Annotated in this window: 22 protein-coding genes; 1 reads left to right on the plus strand and 21 read right to left on the minus strand. The window is 60.2% G+C overall.

Going from position 1 to position 22,944, the window contains the following annotated elements; genetic code table 11:
• Window positions 1-334: 334 nt before the first annotated feature.
• Window positions 335-2,338 carry a fructose-specific PTS transporter subunit EIIC gene (locus tag I2G43_RS04750; protein WP_195535284.1) on the minus strand — a complete coding sequence of 668 codons (2,004 nt, stop codon included), beginning with the start codon at window positions 2,336-2,338 and terminating at the stop codon, window positions 335-337.
• 271 nt (window positions 2,339-2,609) lie between these two features.
• Here I2G43_RS04750 and I2G43_RS04755 point away from each other — a divergent pair, with 271 nt between their 5' ends.
• Entirely contained in the window at window positions 2,610-3,467 is an 858-nt protein-coding gene (locus tag I2G43_RS04755; protein ID WP_195535285.1) for a MurR/RpiR family transcriptional regulator, read from the plus strand.
• Between the two features lie 223 nt (window positions 3,468-3,690).
• Here the strand turns inward: I2G43_RS04755 and I2G43_RS04760 are convergent, their stop codons facing one another.
• The 20 genes from I2G43_RS04760 to I2G43_RS04855 form a co-directional block, all read right to left on the minus strand.
• Window positions 3,691-5,319: a DNA repair protein RecN gene (locus tag I2G43_RS04760; RefSeq protein ID WP_195535286.1), complete on the minus strand. Its 1,629-nt coding sequence runs from the start codon at window positions 5,317-5,319 to the stop codon at window positions 3,691-3,693.
• Complete coding sequence (locus I2G43_RS04765) at window positions 5,309-6,169, minus strand: NAD(+)/NADH kinase (RefSeq protein ID WP_195535287.1); 861 nt, start codon at window positions 6,167-6,169, stop codon at window positions 5,309-5,311. Before I2G43_RS04765 ends, I2G43_RS04760 begins: the two co-directional genes overlap by 11 nt.
• Window positions 6,166-6,969: a TlyA family RNA methyltransferase gene (locus tag I2G43_RS04770; RefSeq protein WP_229071584.1), complete on the minus strand. Its 804-nt coding sequence runs from the start codon at window positions 6,967-6,969 to the stop codon at window positions 6,166-6,168. The genes I2G43_RS04765 and I2G43_RS04770 overlap by 4 nt, the downstream gene beginning before the upstream one ends.
• An 8-nt stretch (window positions 6,970-6,977) precedes the next feature.
• The gene (locus I2G43_RS04775) at window positions 6,978-7,244 is read right to left on the minus strand and encodes an exodeoxyribonuclease VII small subunit (RefSeq protein WP_195535289.1); all 267 of its coding nucleotides are present in this window, start codon (window positions 7,242-7,244) and stop codon (window positions 6,978-6,980) included.
• A gap of 2 nt (window positions 7,245-7,246) precedes the next feature.
• The gene (gene nusB, locus I2G43_RS04780) at window positions 7,247-7,840 is read right to left on the minus strand and encodes a transcription antitermination factor NusB (protein WP_195535290.1); all 594 of its coding nucleotides are present in this window, start codon (window positions 7,838-7,840) and stop codon (window positions 7,247-7,249) included.
• 3 nt (window positions 7,841-7,843) lie between these two features.
• On the minus strand, window positions 7,844-8,206 hold the full coding sequence (locus I2G43_RS04785) for an Asp23/Gls24 family envelope stress response protein (RefSeq protein WP_195535291.1): 363 nt from the start codon (window positions 8,204-8,206) through the stop codon (window positions 7,844-7,846).
• A 24-nt stretch (window positions 8,207-8,230) separates the two neighbouring features.
• Entirely contained in the window at window positions 8,231-8,794 is a 564-nt protein-coding gene (efp, locus tag I2G43_RS04790; protein ID WP_195192862.1) for an elongation factor P, read from the minus strand.
• Between the two features lie 160 nt (window positions 8,795-8,954).
• Window positions 8,955-10,085, minus strand: a complete 1,131-nt coding sequence (locus I2G43_RS04795) for a M24 family metallopeptidase (protein WP_195535292.1) — start codon at window positions 10,083-10,085, stop codon at window positions 8,955-8,957.
• A 132-nt stretch (window positions 10,086-10,217) separates the two neighbouring features.
• Entirely contained in the window at window positions 10,218-11,327 is a 1,110-nt protein-coding gene (locus tag I2G43_RS04800; protein ID WP_195535293.1) for a hypothetical protein, read from the minus strand.
• The gene (locus I2G43_RS04805; protein ID WP_195535294.1) at window positions 11,324-11,857 is read right to left on the minus strand and encodes a shikimate kinase; all 534 of its coding nucleotides are present in this window, start codon (window positions 11,855-11,857) and stop codon (window positions 11,324-11,326) included. The genes I2G43_RS04800 and I2G43_RS04805 overlap by 4 nt, the downstream gene beginning before the upstream one ends.
• A gap of 8 nt (window positions 11,858-11,865) precedes the next feature.
• Window positions 11,866-12,363 (minus strand): YqeG family HAD IIIA-type phosphatase, encoded by a 498-nt coding sequence (locus I2G43_RS04810; RefSeq protein WP_195535295.1) that lies wholly within the window; start codon window positions 12,361-12,363, stop codon window positions 11,866-11,868.
• A 2-nt stretch (window positions 12,364-12,365) separates the two neighbouring features.
• Window positions 12,366-13,757, minus strand: coding sequence for an endolytic transglycosylase MltG (gene mltG / locus I2G43_RS04815; RefSeq protein WP_229071580.1), 1,392 nt, complete (start codon window positions 13,755-13,757; stop codon window positions 12,366-12,368).
• Window positions 13,750-14,178, minus strand: coding sequence for a Holliday junction resolvase RuvX (gene ruvX, locus I2G43_RS04820; protein ID WP_195535296.1), 429 nt, complete (start codon window positions 14,176-14,178; stop codon window positions 13,750-13,752). Before ruvX ends, mltG begins: the two co-directional genes overlap by 8 nt.
• 17 nt (window positions 14,179-14,195) lie before the next feature.
• Window positions 14,196-16,853 carry an alanine--tRNA ligase gene (gene alaS / locus I2G43_RS04825; RefSeq protein WP_195535297.1) on the minus strand — a complete coding sequence of 886 codons (2,658 nt, stop codon included), beginning with the start codon at window positions 16,851-16,853 and terminating at the stop codon, window positions 14,196-14,198.
• A gap of 152 nt (window positions 16,854-17,005) precedes the next feature.
• Window positions 17,006-18,415 (minus strand): AI-2E family transporter, encoded by a 1,410-nt coding sequence (locus tag I2G43_RS04830; RefSeq protein ID WP_195535298.1) that lies wholly within the window; start codon window positions 18,413-18,415, stop codon window positions 17,006-17,008.
• The gene (locus I2G43_RS04835) at window positions 18,412-19,203 is read right to left on the minus strand and encodes an RNA polymerase sigma factor SigF (RefSeq protein WP_117798323.1); all 792 of its coding nucleotides are present in this window, start codon (window positions 19,201-19,203) and stop codon (window positions 18,412-18,414) included. Before I2G43_RS04835 ends, I2G43_RS04830 begins: the two co-directional genes overlap by 4 nt.
• Before the next feature lies 1 nt (window position 19,204).
• A complete protein-coding gene (locus tag I2G43_RS04840) occupies window positions 19,205-19,582 on the minus strand; it encodes an ATP-binding protein (RefSeq protein WP_195535299.1) in 378 nt (125 codons plus the stop codon).
• A complete protein-coding gene (locus I2G43_RS04845; protein ID WP_195535300.1) occupies window positions 19,575-20,168 on the minus strand; it encodes a hypothetical protein in 594 nt (197 codons plus the stop codon). Before I2G43_RS04845 ends, I2G43_RS04840 begins: the two co-directional genes overlap by 8 nt.
• Before the next feature lie 95 nt (window positions 20,169-20,263).
• The gene (locus I2G43_RS04850) at window positions 20,264-21,613 is read right to left on the minus strand and encodes a replication-associated recombination protein A (RefSeq protein ID WP_195535301.1); all 1,350 of its coding nucleotides are present in this window, start codon (window positions 21,611-21,613) and stop codon (window positions 20,264-20,266) included.
• A gap of 60 nt (window positions 21,614-21,673) precedes the next feature.
• Window positions 21,674-22,921, minus strand: a complete 1,248-nt coding sequence (locus I2G43_RS04855; RefSeq protein ID WP_195535302.1) for a deoxyguanosinetriphosphate triphosphohydrolase family protein — start codon at window positions 22,919-22,921, stop codon at window positions 21,674-21,676.
• Window positions 22,922-22,944: the final 23 nt, after the last annotated feature.

Here is a 22,944-nt window from a genome sequence, read left to right on the forward strand (position 1 = left end):
CGGAAAGCACATTAAGTGCTTTCCTTTGCGTGCGGAACTCGCGACAAACTTAACCGCCCCGCCCGACAGGCGAGCTGCGGAGACTAGATCGGTCCAGAGCAATATCGTGCGAAAAGAATTCTGGCTGGTGATCTGTTCGCGCTAAAGACTCAATAGATAGTCCCCTCTATGCCCATCTCTGTAAGTTGCGGTGAAATAGGGACTGAATTATGGGTTGAAACGTTTAAACAGTCCCTATTTCACCGCAACTTATTTGGAGATGAAAAAAGGCGGGGGCTCCTGGTGGAGTCCTCGCCTTTTGTACAGGGGGCGATGTTAATCGCTAGCCGTGGGGTTAGACCAGACGGGCGTTGATCGTCTTGGCGATCTCGGCGGCGTTGGTGGAACCCTTGACGGTGGCACGGAAGTCCTCGTCCATGAGCGCCTCGGCGACCTTGGACAGGATCTTGAGGTGCGTGGTGCCAGCCTGAGCGCCCGGGATGAGCAGGGCGATGGCTACGTTGACGGGAGCACCGTCCATGGTGTCCCAGCCGGTCACGCCGGACTCGTCCTTGACGACGATGACGGCAGCCTCGGTAATGGCGTCGGACTTGGCATGCGGGATGGCGAAGCCCTCCATCATGCCCGTGGTGCCCTCGGCCTCGCGGGCCAGGAAGGCGTTCATCACGGCGTCGGCGTCGCTGGCGATACCGGCCTTGACGGCCTGGTTGGAAACGAAGCTCAGAGCCTCGTCACGAGAAGCGAAGTCCTCGGCGACAAAGACATTCTCGACCTTCACGAAGTCGGCAGCCTCGGCCTTGGGGGCCTCGACGGCAGCAGCCTTGGGGGCCTCAACGGGCTTGGTTGCAGGAGCGGCCTTCTGGTTCTTCTCGAAGTCGTACTTCTTGAAGACCACGAACAGGATGCCACCGACAACAGCGCCGATGAGGATAGCGAGGACCCACAGCGGACCATTCTCGACAACGGGCAGGACCAGGAAGCCACCATGAGGCGCCGGATCGTGAACGTTGAACATAATGGTCAGGATCGAGGCGATAGAGGAACCGAGCATCATGATGGGCATGACGGGCCAGATGTTCTTGGTCATGAACGGAATGGCGCCCTCGGTGATGTGGGTGCAACCAAGGATGAGGTTGACGATACCGGCGTCATGATCCTCCTGGCTGAAGTACTTCTTGCCGACGACGACGGCGAAGGTGGTGATCAGCGGCGGAACGATGCAGGCGGCGGAGACGGCAGCCATGAAGTTGGTGCCGAAGTTGTAGGTGTCGGTGCCGACACCGGCGGCCAAGGCCTCGGTAAGCATAGCGGTACCGGTGACGTAGGCAGCCTTGTTGACCGGGCCGCCCATGTCAACGGCGCACATGCAGCCGATGGCAAGACCCAGGACGATGGCGCCAGAAGCGGACAGACCCTTGAGGAAGTCCATCATGGCGGTGTTGATGGCAGCCATGGGGCCGGAGATGCCGAGCATCACGAGGCCGACGATGGCAGTCGAGAACAGCGGGTACAGGAAGATGGCCTTGAGGCCGTCCAGGTTCTTGGGCAGACCGGCAAAGACCTTCTCGAGCAGCAGGATGACATAACCAGCGAGGAAGCCGCCGACGATGCCGCCCAGGAAGCCGAAGCCCACGCCAGCGCCGCCAGCGTCGATCATACCGGTCTCGGCGTTAACGGGCAGGCCCTGGATGGCGATCATACCGGCGACGAAGCCGGGGACGAGCGCTGGGCGCTTGCCGATGGACTCGGCGATGTAGGCGGAAAGCACGGGAACCATGAGGTTCATGGCAATGCCGCCGATGATCTTGAGCATAGCGGCGAAGGTGTTGTAGTCAGACGCCGTCGAATCGAAGGACGTGATGCCCCACAGGAACGAAAGAGCGGTCAGAACACCACCGGCGACGACGAAGACCAGCATGTGGCTGACGCCGTTCATGAGGTGCTTGTAGATAATGTGGCCGACGGACTCCTTCTCCTCGACCTCGTCCTCGACATCGGCAGCGGCGGCAACCGAGTCGTCGCCCTTGGCGCGGAGCGCGCGGTCAATCAGCTTGCCGGCGGCCTCGACGGACAGGGCCTTGGAAACACCAACGGAAACCATGGGCTTACCGGCGAAACGCTCCGCCTGGACATCCTTATCGGCTGCGACGACGACGGCCTTGGCACCGGCGATCTCACCCTTCGTGAGCTCGTTCTCGACACCGACCTGGCCATGGGTTTCGACCTTAATGGTCAGACCGCGCTCGGCAGCTGCCTTCTCCAGCGCCTCCTTCGCCATGAAGGTGTGCGCGATACCGGTCGGGCAACCGGTGGCGGCGATGATGTCAAACTTAGCCATGTGTCCCTCCTTCTTGAGTTCTGCGCCCGCGGGCGCTCCCCTACACGCGCCTCGTAGCGCGCTTTTCCACAACTGAAAGATACCAACCTACCGTCTGCGTGAGAAGAGACAAGGCGCAATTCTCCGGTGAAAGGTTCTTTCATAACCGTAAACGGTAGGTGAAAGTTTATCATCATTGCTTGAATCGGCAAGGTGTATCTTGTAATTGAAAATGCCCGTATACTATGGCGTGCATACCACGTCTATTTTTCATGCCAACCAGGAGCCATCCATGACCGATAGCAGCAAGAGCGCGCTCTCCCTCATTAGCACCCATAAGGGATACAGCGAATCCGAGCAGCGCATTGTCGACTATATTCTGGAGAACCAGTCCGAGGCTCCGCGCCTGACAGCCGCCCAGCTCTCACGAGCTGCCGCCACGTCCGAGGCGACGGTTTCGCGCTTTTGCCGCAAACTAGGCTTTGGCAGCTTCCGCAGCTTTCAGTTTTCGTTGGCGCGTGACTTGGAAAGCCAGCGCAACGAGGGCCTGACCGACGAGGTCTCGCTCGACAACATGGAGCAGAGCCTCAAGAATATCCTAGCTGCCAAGGTGAGCGAGCTGAATGCGACGATCGACGGCATCGACCACGAAACGCTGGCAGCCGTTGTGCATGCGCTTAAGAATGCCGGAGTTATTGAGTTCGCCGCCGTGGGTAATACGAACGCCGTCGCGCTCGATGCGACGTTTAAGTTTTCACAGTTGGGCTTACGCTGCATGGCGAGCACCATCAGTGAAACCGCAATCGGCTTTGCGCTGACCCTGAAGTCTGGCGACGTCATCGTTCTGATCTCGAACTCCGGTAAGTCGCGCCGCCTTAACCGCATGGCAAGGGCCGCACGCGAGGCGGGTGCCACGGTAGTCGTTATCAGCGGCGACAGCAAATCCCCGCTCGCGCGCCTGGCCGACTACACCTTTAATACGGTTAATCACGAGGCGCTCCTCACCACGGGCGACTTCGCGTTCTCTAAAATCAGCGCAACGATGATCATCGAGGTTATCTATAACTTCCTGCTGCCCGAAATCGAAGACGCGCGCGAGCATATCAGCTACTACGAGGAGCTCATCCAGCCGGATAAGGTCGTGGAGTAGCCAACTTGGGGAATAGACAGACGCCTCTCGTCACAAAACCTGCCCATCTACTACGTTTTAGCCGCAAGCGCCAACCATACACCCAAAAAAGAGAAAACCGCAGGCGTTCTACCTGCGGTTTTCTTTTTGCCAATATTGGCATGGTTGGTGGTACCTCACTAAACGTAGTAGATAGCCGCATTTCGTGGCGAACGGCCCCGAACAAGCACGTGACGGGACTTAATTACCCCCGCGCCTCTTCGAGCATCTGCTTCGCGTGGGCCAGGCTGGCCTCCGATTGATCGCCGCTGAGCATGCGGGCGATCTCGGCGGTACGGGCCTCGCCAGTCACCTCGTCCAGATGTGTCTGGGGTACGTCGCCCGGTTCCTTGCTGACCACGTAATGTTTGTCGGCCATAACAGCGACTTGTGCCAAGTGCGTAACGACAATCACCTGGTGCGTGGCAGCAAGATCGGCCAGCACAGCGGCGAGGGCGCGCGCCGTGGAACCGCCGACGCCGGCATCGACCTCGTCGAATACCAGTGTATCGACACCATCGGCGTTACCTAGGACAACCTTGCTCGCCAGCATGACGCGGCTGAGCTCGCCACCCGACGCAATGCGACGCAAAGGACGCGGCGTCAGCCCGGCGCCGCTACGGTACAGCAGCTCATAGCTCGAAGGGCCTGCCGGAGTCCATTCAGCGCGGGGCAAATCGCGCGACTCCCACACGAGCTCAGCGCTTCCCATCTCCAAGCGTGCCATCTGACGGCCGACCTCGTGACAAAAACATGGGGCGGCCGTGTTGCGCGCACGCTTGAGCGCCTTGGCAGCAGCAAATAGCTCGCGCTCAGCGGCACCAAGTGCTTCACGCGACTTCTTGATTTGTTCATCACCATCGTCAACGAGCGACAGCAGTTCTTGCGAGCGATCGCGCATGGCAAAAACATCGTCCATAGTGGGACCCCACTGACGCAGCAGCCCCTTAAGGTCGGAATAACGCTCACGCATACGGGCGAGCTCACGAGGGTCAAACGCAACGCCATCGCGGTAAACACGCAGCTCATTGGCACAATCCTCGAGTGAAATGCAGGCGTCAGAAAGTGCGTCGGCGATATCGCCCAGCTTGCGATCGACGGTCGCCATGCGCGAAAGCTCGGCTACGGCGCTGTTCACGGCATCGAGCGCTCCCCCTTCGGCAGCCAACGATGCATGGGCCTCGCTGGCAGTGGCCACCAAGACCTCGGCGTGTTCCGAGCGCGGCAGCAGTTCCTCAAGCTCCTCGTACTCACCTGGCTGGGGGTCGACCTCGGCGATGCGCTCGAGGGCAAAGCGTGCCTCCTCGGCGCGACTCCCCTGCGCGCGTGAGGCTTCCTCAACACGGCGAAGTTCCTTGGCAGCTGCACGAGAGGCCTTAAAGCAAGCGCGATATTTGTCGAGCGCCTCGAGTGCCGAGCGCCCCGCCCAGGCATCGACCATGGCGACATGGTGCGCCGGATCGAGCAGGCGCTGGTGCTCGTGCTGACCGCACAGATCCACCATCACGCCCACACGCTCCGAAAGCTCACGCACGCTGGCGATGCGGCCATCGATCTTCACACGGCTGCGGCCCTCGGCAGAAAGGCTGCGCTGCACGGTGAAGCCCTCGGCATCGTGCGGTCCATCAAACAGCCGAGCCTCGACGCTTGCAAGCGCCTCGCCCTCGCGCACCGTCGACGAATCCGCGCGCTCCCCCAAAATGAGCTTGAGCGCCGAGAGCAGCGCGGTCTTGCCGGCACCGGTCTCGCCGGTCAGAACGGTCAAGCCGGCACTCGGCACCAGCGTCGCCTCGCGAATGAGTGCAATGTTGGAAACCTGCAGCTCATCGATCATGACGAACTCCGTAGAATACGCGGCTCACCGAGTTGTAGAAGCTCTCGGGGCCGTAGTCGAGCAGCAGCACATCGCCAGGACCGCGGCGCACAGCCACGCTCTCGACGGTGCCGTCGCAGGTAATGAATTGGCCGTCGATAGCGATTGCCGGCACGCTCGGGCGGTCATCAGACATAAAAATTTCGACGACGTCGCTCGGTGAAGTCAAGAAAGCACGAGCCTGAATGGTGTGCGGCGCAATGGGCACGCAAACCATGCCCGCGTAATCGGGACTCACGATGGGGCCGCCGGCACTGAGCGCATAACCCGTAGAGCCGGTCGCCGTGGACACGACCACGCCGTCGCCACGCAGACGATCGATATGGTGACCCGACACGGTAATGTCGAACTCGACCATATCGGACAGCGGCCCGCGCGTCAGCGCCATATCGTTGAGGGCAAAGGCACGAACGACATCCTTTGTGCCGTCGTCGCGTACGGACACGATATCGGCGGCGATTGTGGCGCGACGACTCACATGGAGCTCGCCGGACAGAGCATCGCTCACAACCTGCAAAATATCGCGCTCCTCGGGACTGGCCGCCGTCAAAAAGCCTAAGTGACCATAGGAAAGACCCAGGATGGGGATCTCGCGGTAGTTGAGGATACGTGCGGCGCGCAGCAGCGTGCCATCGCCACCGAGTGTGATGACCAGGTCGGCGCCATCAATATCGGGCGTGCTCTGAATCTTGGAGCGTTGATCGGCCGCCCATGCGACCTCGTAACCCTGGCGCGTCAGCCAAAGCTCGAGCATCAGGCCGCTCTCGACAGCCTCTTGCTTGTAATAATTGGGAACCAGAAAGACCTTCATAGCGTTGCAGCTTTCTCGCTCAAAACCGATACCTGGGATCGCAGTTCATCATCGGAGCGTTCGCCGGCGGCAAACCTCGTGCTGTACAGGAAAAACTCGACATTGCCCTTGGCTCCATGAATAGGCGACACGCACACGTCGACCGGGAACAGGCCCTTAGTGGCAAAGAGCTCGATCGCCGCCACGAGCGTATCGACGCGCACGGCAGGGTCCGTCACGATGCCGCCCTCGCCCACCAACGCCGCCGGAGCTTCAAACTGGGGCTTCACGAGCGTGCAGAACGAGCCGTCAGGCGTCAGGCACGCCAGCACCGCATCGATAATATTCGCGATGCTCGTAAACGAAACATCGCATACGGCCAGGTCAATTGCACTCGCATAGCCAAGCTCGGGCAGCTGCGTCACGTTTGTGCGCTCGTGGAGCGTCACGCGTTCGTCCTGGCGCAGCGACCAATCGAACTGGGCACGGCCCACATCGACCGAAACAACGGTCGCGGCGCCGCGCTTGAGCAGGCAATCGGTAAAACCGCCGGTAGAGCACCCCACGTCCAGGCAGGCAAGGCCCGTAGGGTCGATGCAAAACGCATCGAGCGCGCCCTCGAGCTTAAGACCGCCGCGGCCAACGTAGGGGATGCGTCCCTTCACATGCAGCGGCAGGCCCGGCGTCACTTTGAGCCCCGGAGAAGTCAGGCGCTCGCCACCGCTCGAGACCAAGCCAGCCATAAGAGTGCGAAGGGCATCCGCGCGATCGGCGCAGATGCCCTGTGAAATCAGTTCGTCATCAAGACGCACACGTTTCATGAATGCCATCAACCATTCGTATCCGGAGATGCAGCCTGACCATCCTGGGATTCATTTGCCGCATCCTCATCATATTCCTGTTCGAGCTTATCGGCCTCACGCGGCGTCAACTCAAACTTGTCGACCATATCGACCGCACGGGAGCCCAGCTCAATCGCCTCGTCAAACAGATCGAGGGAACGCTCCAGGGACGTATCCTTGGAGCGCACGGTAGCGATAATCTGGTCCAAGCGGTCCGAAATCTCGTCGAAGTTGCGAACGGAACCCTCTGGCATGACTACTCCTCGACAGAGTCGATGTCGGCCTCGACGGCCTCAGCAGCGTCCATATCCTCGGCAAGCACGCCGGTAGCAGCCTGAGCGGCAGCGACCTTGGCGGCAGCCTCGGCAGCCTGGGCCTCCTCGCGAGCGCGATCCTCTGCCAGCAGCTCCTGGTACAGGTCCTCGCCCGGCAGTTCCTCGCTGCGAGCGATCTTGCCCAGCACGCCGTTGACAAACGATGCGGACTGGTCGGTACCGTAAGCCTTGGCAATCTCGACGGCCTCGTTGATCACGATAGCGTCCGAGACCTCCTCGTCGGTGAGAAAGCGCATCTCATAGACGGCGATACGCAGCAGGTTGCGGTCGGCGCCGGGCATGCGCATAAGATCCCAGTTCTTGGCGACGGCGCGCAGGGCGCAGTCAATGCGATCGATATGCTCGTAGGCACCGCGGCAAAGCTCAAGCGCATAGGGGTCGAGGGGACCCTTCGAGATCAGGAAATCGCCCTCGAGGACGCGCTCGAGCGGGCTGTCCGTGGCCTCGGCCTGGAACAGCAGCTGCAGCGCCTGACTGCGGGCAAGCGTACGCCCGCGATAAACCTTAAGGCTCAAAGGTTACTCCTTGGGGAAAACGAGGCCGTCGAAGCAAACGTCAACGCGCTCAACCTCGACGCCCACCTGGGCATCGATGGCAGCGACCACGGCGGCGCGAACGGCTTCGGCGAGTTTCTTGAACGGATAGCCAAAGAACACCACGACGCGCACGGTGAGTGCGAGCTTGTCGCCGATGACCTCGGCCTCGACCGCCGGCTCGGAAGCCGGGGCCTTGGACGAGAGCATCATGGAGACAAGGTTGGTGGCAAGGTCCTTGACGCCCACGGAGGCGATGCCCTCGACATCCGTGACGGCGCGCGAGACGATGGCGGTCAGAACATCGGGCGAAATGCCGATGCCGTCAATCTTGATTTCCTGGGGCATGAGTCCTCCTAGAAAAATTGGTTGCTAGACGCGGGAGACGAACTTGCCGTCGCGGGTGTCAACCTTGATGACCTCACCCTCGTTGAGATACATGGGGACCTGGATGACAGCGCCGGTGTCGATGGTGGCCGGCTTGGTGGAACCCTGGACGGTGTCGCCCTTAAAGCCCGGGTCGGTCTGGACGATAGTGGTCTCGATGAACATCGGCGGGGTCACGCCCATGAGCTCATCGTCGGCGAAGAGCAGCTGGCAGATGTCGTTCTCGCGCAGCCACTTGGAGTTATCGCCCACCATGTCCTCGGGAACGGGAACCTGCTCGTAGGACTCATTGTCCATGAAGATGTAATCGGTGCCGTCGTTGTAGAGGTACTGGAACTCACGGGTGGTGAGCATGACGCTCTCGAACTTAGTGCCGGCGTTGCAGGTGTTCTCGACGACGCGGCCGCTCTTGATGTCGCGGGTCTTGTAGCGCACGAACGCGCCGCCCTTGCCCGGCTTGACATGCTGGAACTCGACGATGGTGTAGACCTTGTCCTTAATGCGGAGACCGAGGCCGTTCTTGAAGTCGGCGGTAGAAATGGTAGGCATAGCGACCTTTCTTGTTATGGGCAGAACGCACAAGCGTCCAAATTACATACGACCGAAATTATACACTTGCAGACGGCGCCTGCAGCGAGCGCATAAAAAGAGAACGCGGGACGCCCGAAACATTCCGGACGCCCCGCCCCAAACTATCTACCAAAGTAGATTAGCAATCGATGACGTGGAGGTCATGCGGGGTCTTGGTGAAGGGCTCGTAACCGTTCTCGGTGACGACGCCGTAGTCTTCCAAGCGCACGCCGCCCACGCCCGGCAGGTAGACGCCGGGCTCCATGGTGACAACTGAGCCGACCTCGATGATGTTCTTGCTGCGGTTGAAGTTGGGCAGCTCGTGGATGTCGATACCGACGCCGTGGCCCAGGCCATGGTTGTAGTAATCGCCATAGCCGGCATCGCCGATGATCTTCTTGGAAAGCTTGTAGATGTCGTTGCCCTCGACGCCCGGATGGATGGCGGCAACGCACTCCTCGTGCGTGCGGCGCACGAGCGCATACAGGTCGAGCTGCTCGGGCGTAGGCTCGCCCATCACGACGGTACGCGTCATATCGGAACGATAGTCGCAGTAACCCGCGCCGTAATCCATGAGGACAAAATCGCCCTTCTCGATCACACGGTCGCTCGGCACGGCGTGCGGGTTGGCGGTATTGGGGCCGCTCGCCACGATGGAGCCGAAGGCCAGACTGTCGGCGCCGTTGGCGAACATAAAGTTCTCGAGCTCGTTGCGGACCTGCTTCTCGGTCATACCGGGCTTAATAAAGCCGAGCATGTGCTGGAAGGCGGCGTCGGTGATCGACTGCGCATGGCGCATGAGCTCGATCTCCTCGGCATCCTTGATGGCACGCATCTTGCGGATGTCATCATGCATCAGCGGAAGCATACAGGCGACGGAGCGATCCTCCAGGCCACGCTGGATGCCCTGATAGAAGTTGATCTGCATGTCGTCTTCGACGGCGCAGACGCGGCACTTGTTGGCCGCGATCTTGCCGGCGACCCACCCGGGGATGGTGCCCTCGTCCATGTCGTAAACCCAGGGGCTGCCGGCGGGCTTGTTCTCCTCAAAGCTGTTGAGATAGCGCGAGTCGGTATGGAACAGGCACTGGTCGGCCGTAATAAACGCAGCGTGCGGGAACTCGAAGGTATAGTCGAAGACGCCCTTCACGCCCGTAAGCCAACGAAGGTTGGCCTCGTCGCGTACCACGATAGCGTCGTAGCCGCGCTCGACCATCAGGGCGCGGACACGCTCGATACGACCGACAGGACCGGCAGCAAACTCAGACATGCAGATTCCTTTCTTGTTGTCTCAATAAAGACGGGACGGGCCTCAACCGGGCCACGGAATCACGCGCGATCCGTAACCGATTGGAAACCCGCCCCTCAACATGATACGAAAGACGATGGATGTCAATAAATCTTAGAGAAGTTCTTTGCGAGAAGCCAAGTAGGCCTGGGCGTGACGCTCAAGGACCTCGTCCTCGACGTTCGTCAGACGGATGGCGCCAAGCGCCGCGGGCAGCGGCAACATGCTACGGTTCGAGCGCGCAAACTGCTGTTTGCGGAACTCCGCAATAAAGGCGGCGGGCTCAAGGTCGAAGGCGAGCTCCTCGATACCAAAGTCCTCCAGGCAATCATCGACCTCAAAGACGTAATCGATATCGAAGTCGCAGGCATCGTGGGCGACACGCGCCTCAAATCGCATGCCCTCGGAAAGGAGCTGATAGGCGGGAACGTCCGCAGTGGCTTCGCCCAGGCAGGCACGCAGGGTGCGCTCCCCTGTCTTGCCAAAATCGAGTGCATGGCGCGCACTCGGATTCGTGGCCATGAGCACGTCCTTGCGCGCGGTCTGCGACCACTGCACGGCATTGACGAGCGCGACCTCCTCGCCCGCGAGGATCTCGGGGACAGTCTCGGTAAACTGATTCCAACGCGACTTGCTGCTCGAAAGCATGGTGCCCACGAGTACGGCATAGCCGCGCTTGAGGTCCTCGGGGTCGGCCTCGCGAGCGAGGTCGAGATCACATACGACCAAGCCCGGCTCGGGACGGAACGCAATGGCGGGAAGCGCATTCGCGGCGGAAGCCACGAGCGGCTCCATAGTCGTCGCGACCGTGAGCATGGCATCGAATGTCGTCGGCAGCAAGGCGCACTCGGTGCGACCGCACCACTGGTTGGCACACCAGCAAACGACCGAGCAGGTCGCCGCGTCACCGACCGCGACAATAAGATCATCGCTGGTAATGCCGTTAGCCGACAGGGCACCAAAGACGGCATCGGCTTCGGCAAGCGTAGCACCGGCAGGCGAAACCTCGAGGATGAGCTGCGACACAGCAAACCCGGCATCGACCAGTGCATGCTCAACGACTTCGTCAAAACGCTCGGATGCGAGATCGCTCCAAACCACCATCGCGCGCTTAGGCTTGCCCACGGCCGAGGCAAACATGCGCGACAGCTCCTCGAACGCGCCCAATCCGACGCGGACATCGACGCTGCGGTTTTGGAAATTGATAAGTTGACGGCGAATCATAGCAGTCCACGCTCCAAAAGCATCTCGGCACAAACGTAGGAAACGTCCTCGAAGGACTTATTGCGAATATCAAGGGTAATGTCAGCGGCCTGACGATACAGCGGACGACGGTGCTCAAACAGGCGCGCCGCATGCTCGGGCGAACGGAAATCGGGCCGGGTATCGGAGCGGCGAATCTGGCGCATCGAATCCTCAAAGTCGCCTTCGAGGTACACGCACGTACCCATCTCGTGCATCAGCTCAATATTCACCGGCGTCTCGACGATGCCGCCCCCGCACGAAACCAGCAGGCTGCGCTCACTTTGGAGCGAACGAAGCGCTGAGGTTTCGAGCTCACGAAAGCGATCCTCGCCCTCGATCTCAAAAATCTCGGTCACCGACTTGCCACACCGGCGCACAACCAAGCGGTCGGTATCGATGAATCGGCGCTTGAACATAGTGCCGACGTTGCGCGCGAGCGTCGACTTGCCCGCGCCCAAAAAGCCGATAAAGAAGATGTGGTCGCAGCCGTGTTTGGTGTGCTGGGACATGGCGAGACCTATTCCTCGCAGGGAAGGTCGCGCAGGGCCCGGCGCTCAAAGATACGGAAGATCTGTGTATACCACAGGTCCTGCGTGGCCTGCGGCTTAACCAGGATGGTGTCGACACCGGCAAAATTGCCGCTCCACACGTCCGTGTAGAGCTGGTCGCCGATCAGCACGGCCTCATCGGCCGTCGCGCCCAGGCGCTTAAGACCGGCCTTGAGAGCAAACGGCGCCGGCTTCATGGCGTGGCTGATGGCCTCGAGCCCCAGCTCGCGCGCAGACGCCAAGACCTGGTCGCGATGCCAGTTATTGGACACCATGCACAGCTTAAAGCCCTTGGCATGGGCGGCTTTGAGCCAAGCGGAAACCGCGGCGGGAACCTGCTCGGTATCGCGCGGAACCAGGGTGTTATCACGGTCGAGCAAAATGGCGCGCTTGCCGTCGGCCCACAGGGTATCGAGGTCGATGCGGTCAACCGAGGCAACGTATCGTTTGGGGCTAAAAATCCTCATGATCAATTCCAAGACTGTTGGTGCTCTTCGTAGGTCTGCGAGAAATACTCCTCGTCCTGCGTAATGTAGAAATACAGGTCATCGGAGTCGGTCGGCTCAAGGGTAGCCTTGAGCGCCTCGAGCGACGGAGAGCAGATGGGCGTGGGCGGCAGGCCCTCGTGCTTGTAGGTGTTGTAGGGGCTATCGCTTTGCAGGTCGTCGGCGGTAACCTCACCGCCAGTGACATACATCATGGTCGCATCGCTGTTGAGATAACGCAGGCCATCGAGCTTGCCGGCCAAGCGGTTGTAGAACACCGATGCCACATGCGCACGCTGGTCGGCGTTGAGACCCTCGCGCTCGACGATGGAGGCAAGGTTGACGATGTCGTAGTCCGACATCTCCACACCGTAGCGTTCCTTGATCTTGGCCTCGCAACCGGCAAAATCGAGCGACTTGTACTCGGCCTTAAACTGATCGAGCATGGCGCGGATCACATCATCTGCCGTGGGCGAATCGCCCAACGAATACGTCTTAGGGAACAGGAAGCCCTCAAGCGAATCGTTCGCAGCATCCTTCAGGAAGCCATAGTCATTTACGTAGTAGGATGCCTTGGCCTGGTTAAGGAAGTCTTCCTTAGAAATGCTGTCATAAGCCTGTGCCACACGATCGGCTACCTGGTCAACGGTCAAGCCCTCTGGGATCGTAAGCGTATTGGATCCGGCGTTGGGGCCTTCCATCAGCTGCTGGACGACCTTCGTCGCATCCATAAGCGTGGTAAACGAGTAGGTGCCAGGCTTGAGTGACATATCGGCGTTGAGCTTTTTGACCGCCGCGTAATAATCCTTGGGATTCTCGACGATATGATTCTCCGAGAGAATCGAGGCGATCGTATCACCCGAAGCACCGTCGGGAATCGTAATGGTGACCTGCTGACCAGCCGTGACGTTCGCATCCCCACCAGTAAAGAAGCCTTTGACGGCAGGTACGACAAAGAAGACGATCGCAACAAGGGCGAGCACCGCCACCACGACGCCGATAACCATGGGCACCGGAGAGCTCTTCTTTTGATCACCACGGCGAGCGTGCGTGTTGTAGCTCGAACGTGTCGCGGGAGCCACACCGTGCGAGCCATGGGCGCGATGCGCATGAGATTGCGATTGAGGGACCTGCGCTCGTTGCGTAGGAGCCTGCTGCTTAAAGCGAGTGCCGCCAGTGGGCTGCGTCGTACGAGCAGTTGGCTGCTGAGTCGTTCGCTGGGCGGGGCGGGCTGCGTGCGAGGAGGGCTGTGCCGGACGCGCAACAGGCTGAGCCGCACGTTGCGTCGGCTGCGCCGGGCGCTGGCCTGCCTGGACAGAGCGCGGTGCGGGCTGTCCCTGGCGATTCTGCTGGCGCGGATCGGAAGCGCTAGGCATGCTGAACCTCCTCGTTATTACGATCGAGCCACGTCTGCAAAAACAGGCTGGCGGCGATCATATCAATCTTGCCCCTCATCTGCTTTTCGTTGAGTCCCTGCTCGCGCAGGATTCGCTTGGCCTCTAGCGAGGATAGGCGCTCATCCTCAAACTCCAGCGGAAGATCGAGCTCGTCGGCAATCTTTTGCGCCACGGCGGCGACGCGCTCGGCCTGGGGACCGGGCTCACCGGCCATGGTCAGGGGACGTCCGCTTACCAGGATGTCGGGCTCATAGTCCTCAACCAGGTAACGGAACGTCTTTGCCATGCCAGTGACCTCGGCAGCTGGGAGCACCTTGACAGGCATCGCCATCTTGCCATCACGGCTCGAGACGGCGATGCCAATCCTGGTCTCCCCTATGTCCAGTGCGAGCGCGACCACAGCGACTTCTTAGGTTCTTAGGCGCCGAGCGCGGTCTTGGCGGCCGCGAGGGCATCGGCGATACCGGCAGCGTTCTTGCCACCGGCCTGGGCCATGTTGGGACGACCGCCACCGCGACCGTCGACCAGGCCCGCGATCTGCTTGATCACGTTACCGGCGTGGAAACCGGCCTTGACGGCATCGTCGGAGCCGGCGGCGAGCAGGGCCGGGGTGCCCTTCTCGGTCACGCTGGCGACGACGCAGGCGACGGGACCGGCGACCTTCTGATGCACGGTATCCCAAACATTGCGCAGGTCAGCGGCCTCAAGGCCCTGAAGCTCGGCGACAACGAGCTTGTAACCGTTAACCTCAACGGCACCCTCGATGGCGCTGGAGATCGCATCGGAGGAACCACCGGTGAGCGCCTTCTTGAGCTTGTTGGACGTCTCGCGCAGCTCGGCCTGCAGGTTCTCAACGCGGGCGGGAACCTCGTCGACGCGGCACTTGAGCGCAGCGGCGGCGGCGTCAACGAGCGCCAGGCGGTCGGCCATGTAGTCGAGCGCACCCTTGGAGGTCACGGCCTCGATACGACGGACGTTCGAGCCCGTGGAGGACTCGGAAATGATCTTGAACAGGCCGATCTCGGCAGTGTTTGCGGCATGCGTACCACCGCAGAGCTCGCGAGAGAACGGCTGATCCTCTGCGCCCACAGAGACGACGCGGACGACATCGCCGTACTTCTCGCCAAACAGGGCGACAGCGCCGGCGGCCTTGGCCTCATCGATGCCCATGACGCGGGTCACGACCGGCTTGGAAGCGAAGATCTGCTGGTTAACCAGGTCCTCGACAGCCTTGAGCTGCTCGGAGGACAGGGCCTCGAAGTGCGTGAAGTCAAAGCGCAGGTGCTCGGGCGTCACCAGCGAGCCGGCCTGGGAGACGTGCTCGCCCAGAACCTGCTTAAGGGCGGCGTCGAGCAGGTGCGTGGCGGTGTGGTTGCGGCGCAGGAAGCCACGGCGTTCGGCGTCGAGCGCGGCGGTCACGGTAGCACCGACGGTCAGCGTGCCCTCGGTAACGTGTGCGACGTGGGCATACAGGCCGTTGTGGTTCTTGGTGTCGGCAACGGTCAGCACGACGCCCTCGGCGGAAAGCTCGCCGGCGTCGCCCTGCTGGCCACCCATCTCGGCATAAAACGGGGTGCGGTCAAGCACGACCTCAACGTCCTCGCCGGCGGCAGCGGACTCGACGGACTCGCCGTTGCGCACGATGGCGACAACCTTGGCGCCTTCGACAACGTCGTTGTCATAGCCGTCGAACTCGGTCGCGGCAACCTTGTCCGAAAGCTCGACCCACACGTCGTTGAAGCTACCCCAGGCATCGCCCTTGGCGTTGGCGCGGGCGCGGGCCTTCTGGTCCTCCATGCAGGCGGTAAAGCCTTCCATGTCGACGTCGTGACCGGCGGTGCCGGCGATCTCAACGGTCAGGTCAATGGGGAAACCGAAGGTGTCGTGCAGCTTAAAGGCAACATCGCCCGGAAGAACGGCGCCCTCGGCGAGTGCCGCCAGGGCCTCGTCCAGGTAGACGCGGCCGTTGTCGAGCGTCGTGGAGAAACGCTCCTCCTCGGAGGCAACGATGCCCTTGACGAGCGCGACGTTCTTGAGCAGCTCGGGATAGGCCTCGCCCATCTGAGCGTTGACCTCGTCGATGAACTTGGTCAGGAAGGCGCCCTCGATACCCAGCAGACGACCGTGGAACACGGCGCGGCGAAGCAGGCGGCGAAGGACGTACTCGCGACCCTCGTTACCAGGCAGGATGCCGTCAGAGATCATAAAGTCGACAGCACGGGAGTGGTCGGCAATGATGCGCAGGGAGCGGCTGGCGCCGGAGTAATCGTCGGCGTCATAGGTCTTGCCGCTGATCTCCTCGCCCAGCTTAATGAGGTGCTGCATCAGATCGCCGTCGTAGTTGGCGGTCTTGTGCTGCATGATGGCGGCCATGCGCTCCAGGCCCATGCCCGTATCGAGGTTGCGGTGCGGCAGCTCCGGCATAGAGCCGTCCTCCTGGCGGTCGTACTGGGTAAACACGAGGTTCCAGAACTCCAGGAAGCGGTCGCAGTCGCAGCCGGGCTTGCAGTCGGGACTGCCGCAGCCGACCTCCTCGCCCATGTCAAAGTAGATCTCGGAGCACGGACCGCAGGGGCCGGTGGGGCCAGCGGCCCAGAAGTTGTCGTCCTCGCCCAGGCGGGAGATGTGATCCTCGGCAACGCCCAGGGAGCGCCACACGTCATGGGTCTCGTCGTCCTCGGTAAAGACGGTGAAGTACAGGCGATCGAGCGGCAGCTTGAACTCCTTGGTGATGAGCTCAAAGGCCCAAGCGCAGGCCTGCTGCTTGGAGACGCCACCAAAGGAGAAGTCGCCGAGCATCTCAAAGAAGGACAGGTGACGGCCATCCTCGCCGATGCAATCGATGTCGTTGGTGCGGACGCACTTCTGGCAGGAGATTGCGCCGATCTCCTTCATGGTCTTCTTGCCCTGGTAATACTCCTTAAACTGGTTCATGCCGGCGTTGGCAAGCAGCAGCGAAGGGTCGTCGGGGACGAGGGACGAAGAAGGATAGAGCTTAAGACCGCGCTCCTCAAAGAAGTTGAGGAACTTGGAGCGGATCTCGGCCGTAGTCATTGACGGGTAGTCAGCACTCATAGAGGGAATCTCCTCGGTTTCACATCGAAACAGTTCAAACGTAACGATATTACCATCCCACCGCGCCTGTGCAAAAAAGAGGGCCGGCACAATGCCGGCCCTTCAGCGAAATTGCATGTTAGCGCGTATGAATGTTAGCCCGAATTACCCCGCTACTTGTCGTCATCGTCCATGGAGCCGTCGATGCCGGTTTTGGTATCGTCGTCCGTGTTGGAGTCATCGTCCTTGGCAAAGGGGTTCTTGAAGAAGCCCGTGGCATCGGGCTGCAGACCAGAGAGCTTAATCCAGGGATTATCGAGCTCAGGCTTGGGCATGGCCTTGGCCTCGGGCGCAGTCTCGTTACCGATGAGCTCGGACTCATAGATGAACGTATCGTCCCCAAGCGCGTCGTAGGCGGCGACCGGGTTGCCCTCGGCATCGCGATACGGCGTGCCCTTAAACACGGCGCCGTCATAGGCCACAAGTTGGCGGCCGGTCTCATTCTCGAAGTAGTACACGAAGATACCTTTGAGGGCCGCACACAGCGGGATAGCAATAATCATGCCGATGGGCCCCATGAGTGCCGAGCCAATAACGAGCGCCGTGAGGCTCATGATGGGATGCACCTGCACCGAGCTCTGCATGACCTTAGGCGAAATCACGTTATCGGTGACGTTTTGCGCGAGCATCGTCACGATGAGCGTCCACAACGCCAACATGGGGCTGAACATGAAACCGAGCACTGTGGCGATTGCCGCGCTCACCCAGGGGCCGACGACCGGAACCAAATGCATGATGCCGGTGAAGATAGCCATGAGCGCCGCATACGGATGGCCGATGATCATAAAACCGATAAAGGCGAGGAAACCGCCGCAGATGGACGTCACGACCATGCCACGCATGTAGCCGCCCACCGAGCGCGACAGAATGGCGACCATAAAGCGGTACGAGGTCTCTTTTTCCTGACCGATAATGGTGCAAACCTCGTGGTGCATGCGGGGATAGTCGCAGGCCATCCAGTAGGCAAGCACCAGCCCCAGGAAGATCACGAACAGCTGCGAAGCCGTGTTGGTGATAAGCGGGAACACACCGCGGCCGAGCTCGGCAGCTATCTGAGACACATATTTCGACGCCACGGTAACGAGCGAGGACAGGTTGTTGTCCAGATACTCCTTGAGCGGCGTGTTATTGAGCGTCTTAGCGTTCGAAATCATTTCGTTGAGGTCGCCGCCCGCAACACGAAGCTGCCCAGGCAGACGGCTCAAGACCTCCATGATCTGGCCAAACAAGATCGGCGACAGGATGCAGACGACACCGACGAGCACGGCCACAACCACGATGAGCGCGATGAGCGAACCAATGCCGCGATTCACACCATGGTGCTCGAGCCAGTTGGTGATCGGCGACATCACAAAGGCGATGATAGAGCCAACGGCCAAAAACTCGATAACCGGCGCCAGGATGCCCATGAGGTTGAAGATGACGGCAGCAATCGCAATGCAGCCTACAACAGCCCAGATGCGCAGGGTCAGAATACGGGTATCACGCAGTGTACGGTCGGTTTGTTGGGGGTGCTCACTCATGAACGAATCATCACTCCGTCGGGATCGATCTTGTCCTGGATCTTTTTAAGCGTGCGGCGCAGCAGACGCGAAACCTGCACCTGGGAGATGCCCAGCTTTTTGGCAATCTCGATCTGGGTCATGCCCTTCACAAAGCGCAGCTCGATCACCTCGCGCTCACGCGGCGAGAAATCGCGGATGGCTTCCTCGATCACCAGACGGTCGTCGGTAAAGTCGAGCTCATTGTCCTCGTCGGCATAACGGTCGAGAATCGAGGGTGCGTCGTCGGAGTCGGATGCCCCTGGGGCCTCGATGGGCACCGAAGTGTAAGCCGAGGACGATTCCATGGCCTCCAAGACCTCGTCGACGGTAACGTCCAGGTATTCAGCGATTTCCTCAACCTTAGGCGAACGCTGTAGCTCGTTAGTGAGTTTGTCGGTGGCCTGGTTGACCTTAGCCGAGAGCTCCTGCAGACGACGCGGTACGCGCACGCTCCAGCCCTTATCGCGGAAGTGGCGCTTGATCTCGCCCAGAATAGTAGGCGTGGCAAACGTCGTAAACTCGAGCCCGCGCTCGGGATCAAAGCGATCGATAGCCTTGAGCAAGCCCAGGTAGCCGACCTGCATGAGGTCGTCGAGCGGCTCGCCGCGATTCTTAAATTTGTTGGCAAGAAACCTTACCAGGTTCATATGGGACATGACGAGCTGCTCGCGGGCGTCCGGATCACCGGTCTCCTTGTAACGACGAAACAGCTCGCGGGTTTTCTCCTTGTCCCAAGCGGTCTTACCGCTCCGGGAACGTTCGGTCATATTAAATATCCGCCTTGAGGTCGAGGGAAAGCGTTAGGGGCGCCGAGGTCTTATCGTAGGAATCGCACACGCTCGCGAGAATAAGCTCGGCATACACCGCAGCTTGGTCATCTTCATCGACCGTAGCCTGGTCGCCAAAGGTAAAGGTCATGCCAACGTGAGTTTCGTCGACATCGAATGTAATGGTGATATCGTCGCAGTCGACCGCGGTACAACCAAAGATGAAGGCCTCCTCGGCAGCCATGCGGATGTCCTCGATGCGATCGACGGACATAGAGCACAGAGCACCGACGTTGGCGGCCGTCATGCGCACCAGGCGAGCGAGACGCGGGTCGCCGGCAACGGTCAGCGTAATGGGGCAGGTTGCTTCGCTACTCATCGCAGGACTCCTCGGAGGTCTCGGAGGGCGTATAGGTGTAATACTGAGCCGGCTTGGCTGCAGGCTTTTGATCTGCTTCCGCACCATCGGCGGCCTCGTCCTCGGCCTCGCCAATCAGGACGCGCTCGGTAGGCTGCTCGGCCCCCGCGGCGGCAGCGGCGAGCTTGCGCTCGGCGTCGGCTGCAGGAGCCTTCACCTTATTGAAGAGCTTCTGCACGGCACCTGCGGCAGAATCAGTCACGCTCGACACGGCGTTGCTGGCCTCGGCCATGCTACCGGTGACCTCAGAAATGTCGCGAACCACGGCTTCGACCTCTACGAGATTGGAGGTAAGGGCATCAACTGCCGTCTTACTCGACTTAAGCAGCGGCTCCATCTGGGCAAGTGCCGGCGTAAGCTCGTCGACAGCGCCGTCAAGTTTTGCCACCACCGGCTGCGCCTCGGCGATGGTGTTATTGAGGTCGTTCACGGTCTTATCGAGCGAGTCGACAACGTTGCGGGTCTTGCGCAGGGTAAGCGCGAGCTCAACAATAGCCCACACGCCGGCAATGGCAAGCACCAGCAGGGCGATTTGAATGGGACTCATACAAGCCTCCCGAAGGAATCGAAATACAGACGCCTTTCATGGTACCCCAAAGAAGGGGGAAGATACCCAAAGGGAATGTGCGAGGTGCCAAGGACCTACTTGGGCGCGTTACCGCTACGGTCGCGTTCGCTTTGCTCTACGCGCCACTCTTCCCAGCCGCGGCCCGCAGGCTGCCAGAACGCGCCACGCTCCAGCCCCTCGGGCAAATAGCGCTGATCGACCCAGCCTTCGGGATAATCATGCGGATACTTGTATACACCGTATTCGTCGCTACCTGGGCGATGACGATCGCGCAAATAACTCGGCACCTCACGTAAACCGCTGCTATGAATATCGGCCAACGCCGCGTCAATCGAGGCCTCACATGCGTTTGACTTAGGCGCCAAGCACACATAGAGTGCAGCCTGAGCAAGGTTAATGCGGCACTCGGGATAGCCAATGACCTCGGCAGACTTAAACGCGGCATGCGCCACCAAAAGCGCCTGCGGGTCGGCGTTGCCAACATCCTCAGAAGCGTGAATCATAATACGGCGAGCGATAAACTTAGGATCCTCCCCAGCATCGATCATGCGCGCGAGCCAATAGATCGTGGCATCGGGGTCACTACCGCGCATAGACTTAATAAACGCACTGATGATGTCGTAGTGCATGTCGCCGTTTTTGTCATACGTAAAGCCGCGACGCGGGTTGGCGATCTTCACGTCATCCACGGTAATGGGATAGCGCTCCCCCGCCGCGGGCGCTGGCGTTCCCTCGGTATCGGGACGCGTGACGGCAATCTCGCTCGCAAGCTCGAGCGTCGTGAGCGCCGAGCGAGCGTCACCCGCTGCCAGCGTGCAGATGGTCTTGACCGTATCCTCATCGGCCGAGAACTTACCGTTCAAGCCCTGCGGTGCCTCGAGCGCACGCTCGATAAGCATGGCGATATCCTCGTCCTTTAAATGCTCAAGCTCCACGACTCGACCACGTGAGAGCAGCGCCGAGTTTACCTCGAAGTACGGATTCTCCGTCGTAGCGCCAATCATAATGACGGTACGGTTCTCAACTGCATGCAGCAGGGCATCCTGCTGCGACTTAGAGAAGCGGTGAATCTCATCGATGAATAGAATGGTTCGACGGTCGTACGTATTCAGACGCGTCTTTGCCTCGTCAATCACGCGACGCAAGTCCTTCACGGTACCTGTGACGGCACTGACCTCGACAAACTCGCTTTTGGTATGGTTGGCGATAATATGTGCCAGCGTCGTCTTGCCCGTACCGGCAGGCCCATACAAGATCACGCTCGACAGCACATCGTGCTCGATCGCAGCTCGCAGCCACGAGCCCTTGCCCACGGCCTTTTGCTGACCCACGTACTCGTCAAGCGAATTGGGGCGCATACGCACCGCGAGCGGCGCATTCTTAAAGGAACGCTCACGCGTCGAGGCAGAAAAAAGGTCGTCCATAGCCATCCCGTACATCCATCAAAATCGTTGTTCCCCAACAGTATACCGAAAAGATACGAACTACCGTTCGTTAATATAGGTGCGATGCGGAAACTTTAGACCCGGGAACAACTTGCTTGTCAGCTCACAGAAGTAGCCGTCCGTCATGCTCGCGATGTAATCCACCACGGTTTGATCCTTGTCATCCCGCCAGGCATAGGTGCGATCGTAGTAGGAAAGCTGCTGCTCAATGCGCGAAATGTGGTGTTTAAAGATGTAAGAGGACTCATCGCCTTCGTTTATATCCTGCAGGCAACGGTCATAGAGCTTTTCGAACGCCTCGCGCAGCTCTGCCTCGGAATCGCCCTCGATGCCGCCCTTGCTGTAGATCTTCTCGTAGTTCTCGCGCTTGGCACGGCGGATCTCCTCAAACAGGTCTTCACTCATCTCGATACGCGGTTTGCCGTAGCTATGTTCCACGATATCGATGGATGCGTGCGTGAGGATCCAGCTGTTATAGGCGCCGCCCCGGCCATCGTCAAAAGCGTCGGGCGAAAGCAGGCCTGCCGCGATAGCATCCTGGCGATCACGACCGACGTAGGCAAGGATATCCGAGATGCGCACGACGCAGCCCTCGAGCGTCATGGGGCGCAGATGCTCAATCGCGCTATAACCCGTGGCGATGCAATCCTCGACCGTCCGATCGAGCTGGTCAAAGGATGCCATGCTCGACAGCTCAAACACGCGCTGCTCGTACTCGCCGTTATGGCACAGCACGCCGTCGAGCGTCTGGAGCGATACGTTGCGACCATACAACGCATCGAGCACGCGCACCGACTGCACGTTATGGAAAAAGAAGCGTCCGGTGCGCTCGTGATAGATATCGTTGAGGAAGCGCTCGCCGGCATGGCCGAAGGGCGTGTGGCCCAAGTCGTGACCCAGGCCGATCGCCTCGATCAGATCACAGTTGAGCCCCAAAGCACGGCCGATATCGCGTGCGATACGCGAGACAAGCTGCACATGCAGACCACGGCGCGATAGATCATCGTTGCTACGAAAGCTAAAGACCTGCGTTTTACCTGCATATCGAGTGTATGCCGGCAGATGGAGAATCTTTTCGGTATCGCGCATAAAGCTGGGGCGCATAAGCGTGCCTTTGTCCGCATCACGATTGACACGACGAATGACCTGGTCATCGTTGCAACGATACGGATTGACCGCGCCCAAAGCACGTTCGGCGGCAATGCGCTCGATGAGCTCGGACGACAACGCCGAGGGAATACGGTCCATGCGCGCCTTGATGGCGGCCGTTTCTTGATTAGTTGCCATGGCATGCTCCTTAAGAAGGATGC

Source organism: Collinsella aerofaciens, assembly GCF_015557435.1.
In the GTDB taxonomy this organism is placed as follows: domain Bacteria; phylum Actinomycetota; class Coriobacteriia; order Coriobacteriales; family Coriobacteriaceae; genus Collinsella; species Collinsella aerofaciens_Z.

Excerpts from the sequence above, each read along its gene's own strand:
- I2G43_RS04800 (WP_195535293.1), bottom strand. The coding sequence starts at position 11,327 with ATGATTCGCCGTCAACTTATCAATTTCCAAAACCGCAGCGTCGATGTC.
- I2G43_RS04805 (WP_195535294.1), bottom strand. The coding sequence starts at position 11,857 with ATGTCCCAGCACACCAAACACGGCTGCGACCACATCTTCTTTATCGGC.
- I2G43_RS04770 (WP_229071584.1), bottom strand. The coding sequence starts at position 6,969 with ATGAAACGTGTGCGTCTTGATGACGAACTGATTTCACAGGGCATCTGC.
- I2G43_RS04840 (WP_195535299.1), bottom strand. The coding sequence starts at position 19,582 with ATGAGTAGCGAAGCAACCTGCCCCATTACGCTGACCGTTGCCGGCGAC.
- I2G43_RS04855 (WP_195535302.1), bottom strand. The coding sequence starts at position 22,921 with ATGGCAACTAATCAAGAAACGGCCGCCATCAAGGCGCGCATGGACCGT.
- I2G43_RS04765 (WP_195535287.1), bottom strand. The coding sequence starts at position 6,169 with ATGAAGGTCTTTCTGGTTCCCAATTATTACAAGCAAGAGGCTGTCGAG.
- I2G43_RS04835 (WP_117798323.1), bottom strand. The coding sequence starts at position 19,203 with ATGACCGAACGTTCCCGGAGCGGTAAGACCGCTTGGGACAAGGAGAAA.
- I2G43_RS04845 (WP_195535300.1), bottom strand. The coding sequence starts at position 20,168 with ATGAGTCCCATTCAAATCGCCCTGCTGGTGCTTGCCATTGCCGGCGTG.
- I2G43_RS04755 (WP_195535285.1), top strand. The coding sequence starts at position 2,610 with ATGACCGATAGCAGCAAGAGCGCGCTCTCCCTCATTAGCACCCATAAG.
- mltG (WP_229071580.1), bottom strand. The coding sequence starts at position 13,757 with ATGCCTAGCGCTTCCGATCCGCGCCAGCAGAATCGCCAGGGACAGCCC.
- alaS (WP_195535297.1), bottom strand. The coding sequence starts at position 16,853 with ATGAGTGCTGACTACCCGTCAATGACTACGGCCGAGATCCGCTCCAAG.
- I2G43_RS04775 (WP_195535289.1), bottom strand. The coding sequence starts at position 7,244 with ATGCCAGAGGGTTCCGTTCGCAACTTCGACGAGATTTCGGACCGCTTG.
- I2G43_RS04810 (WP_195535295.1), bottom strand. The coding sequence starts at position 12,363 with ATGAGGATTTTTAGCCCCAAACGATACGTTGCCTCGGTTGACCGCATC.
- I2G43_RS04795 (WP_195535292.1), bottom strand. The coding sequence starts at position 10,085 with ATGTCTGAGTTTGCTGCCGGTCCTGTCGGTCGTATCGAGCGTGTCCGC.
- I2G43_RS04760 (WP_195535286.1), bottom strand. The coding sequence starts at position 5,319 with ATGATCGATGAGCTGCAGGTTTCCAACATTGCACTCATTCGCGAGGCG.
- I2G43_RS04785 (WP_195535291.1), bottom strand. The coding sequence starts at position 8,206 with ATGCCCCAGGAAATCAAGATTGACGGCATCGGCATTTCGCCCGATGTT.
- efp (WP_195192862.1), bottom strand. The coding sequence starts at position 8,794 with ATGCCTACCATTTCTACCGCCGACTTCAAGAACGGCCTCGGTCTCCGC.
- I2G43_RS04830 (WP_195535298.1), bottom strand. The coding sequence starts at position 18,415 with ATGAGTGAGCACCCCCAACAAACCGACCGTACACTGCGTGATACCCGT.
- I2G43_RS04850 (WP_195535301.1), bottom strand. The coding sequence starts at position 21,613 with ATGGACGACCTTTTTTCTGCCTCGACGCGTGAGCGTTCCTTTAAGAAT.
- I2G43_RS04750 (WP_195535284.1), bottom strand. The coding sequence starts at position 2,338 with ATGGCTAAGTTTGACATCATCGCCGCCACCGGTTGCCCGACCGGTATC.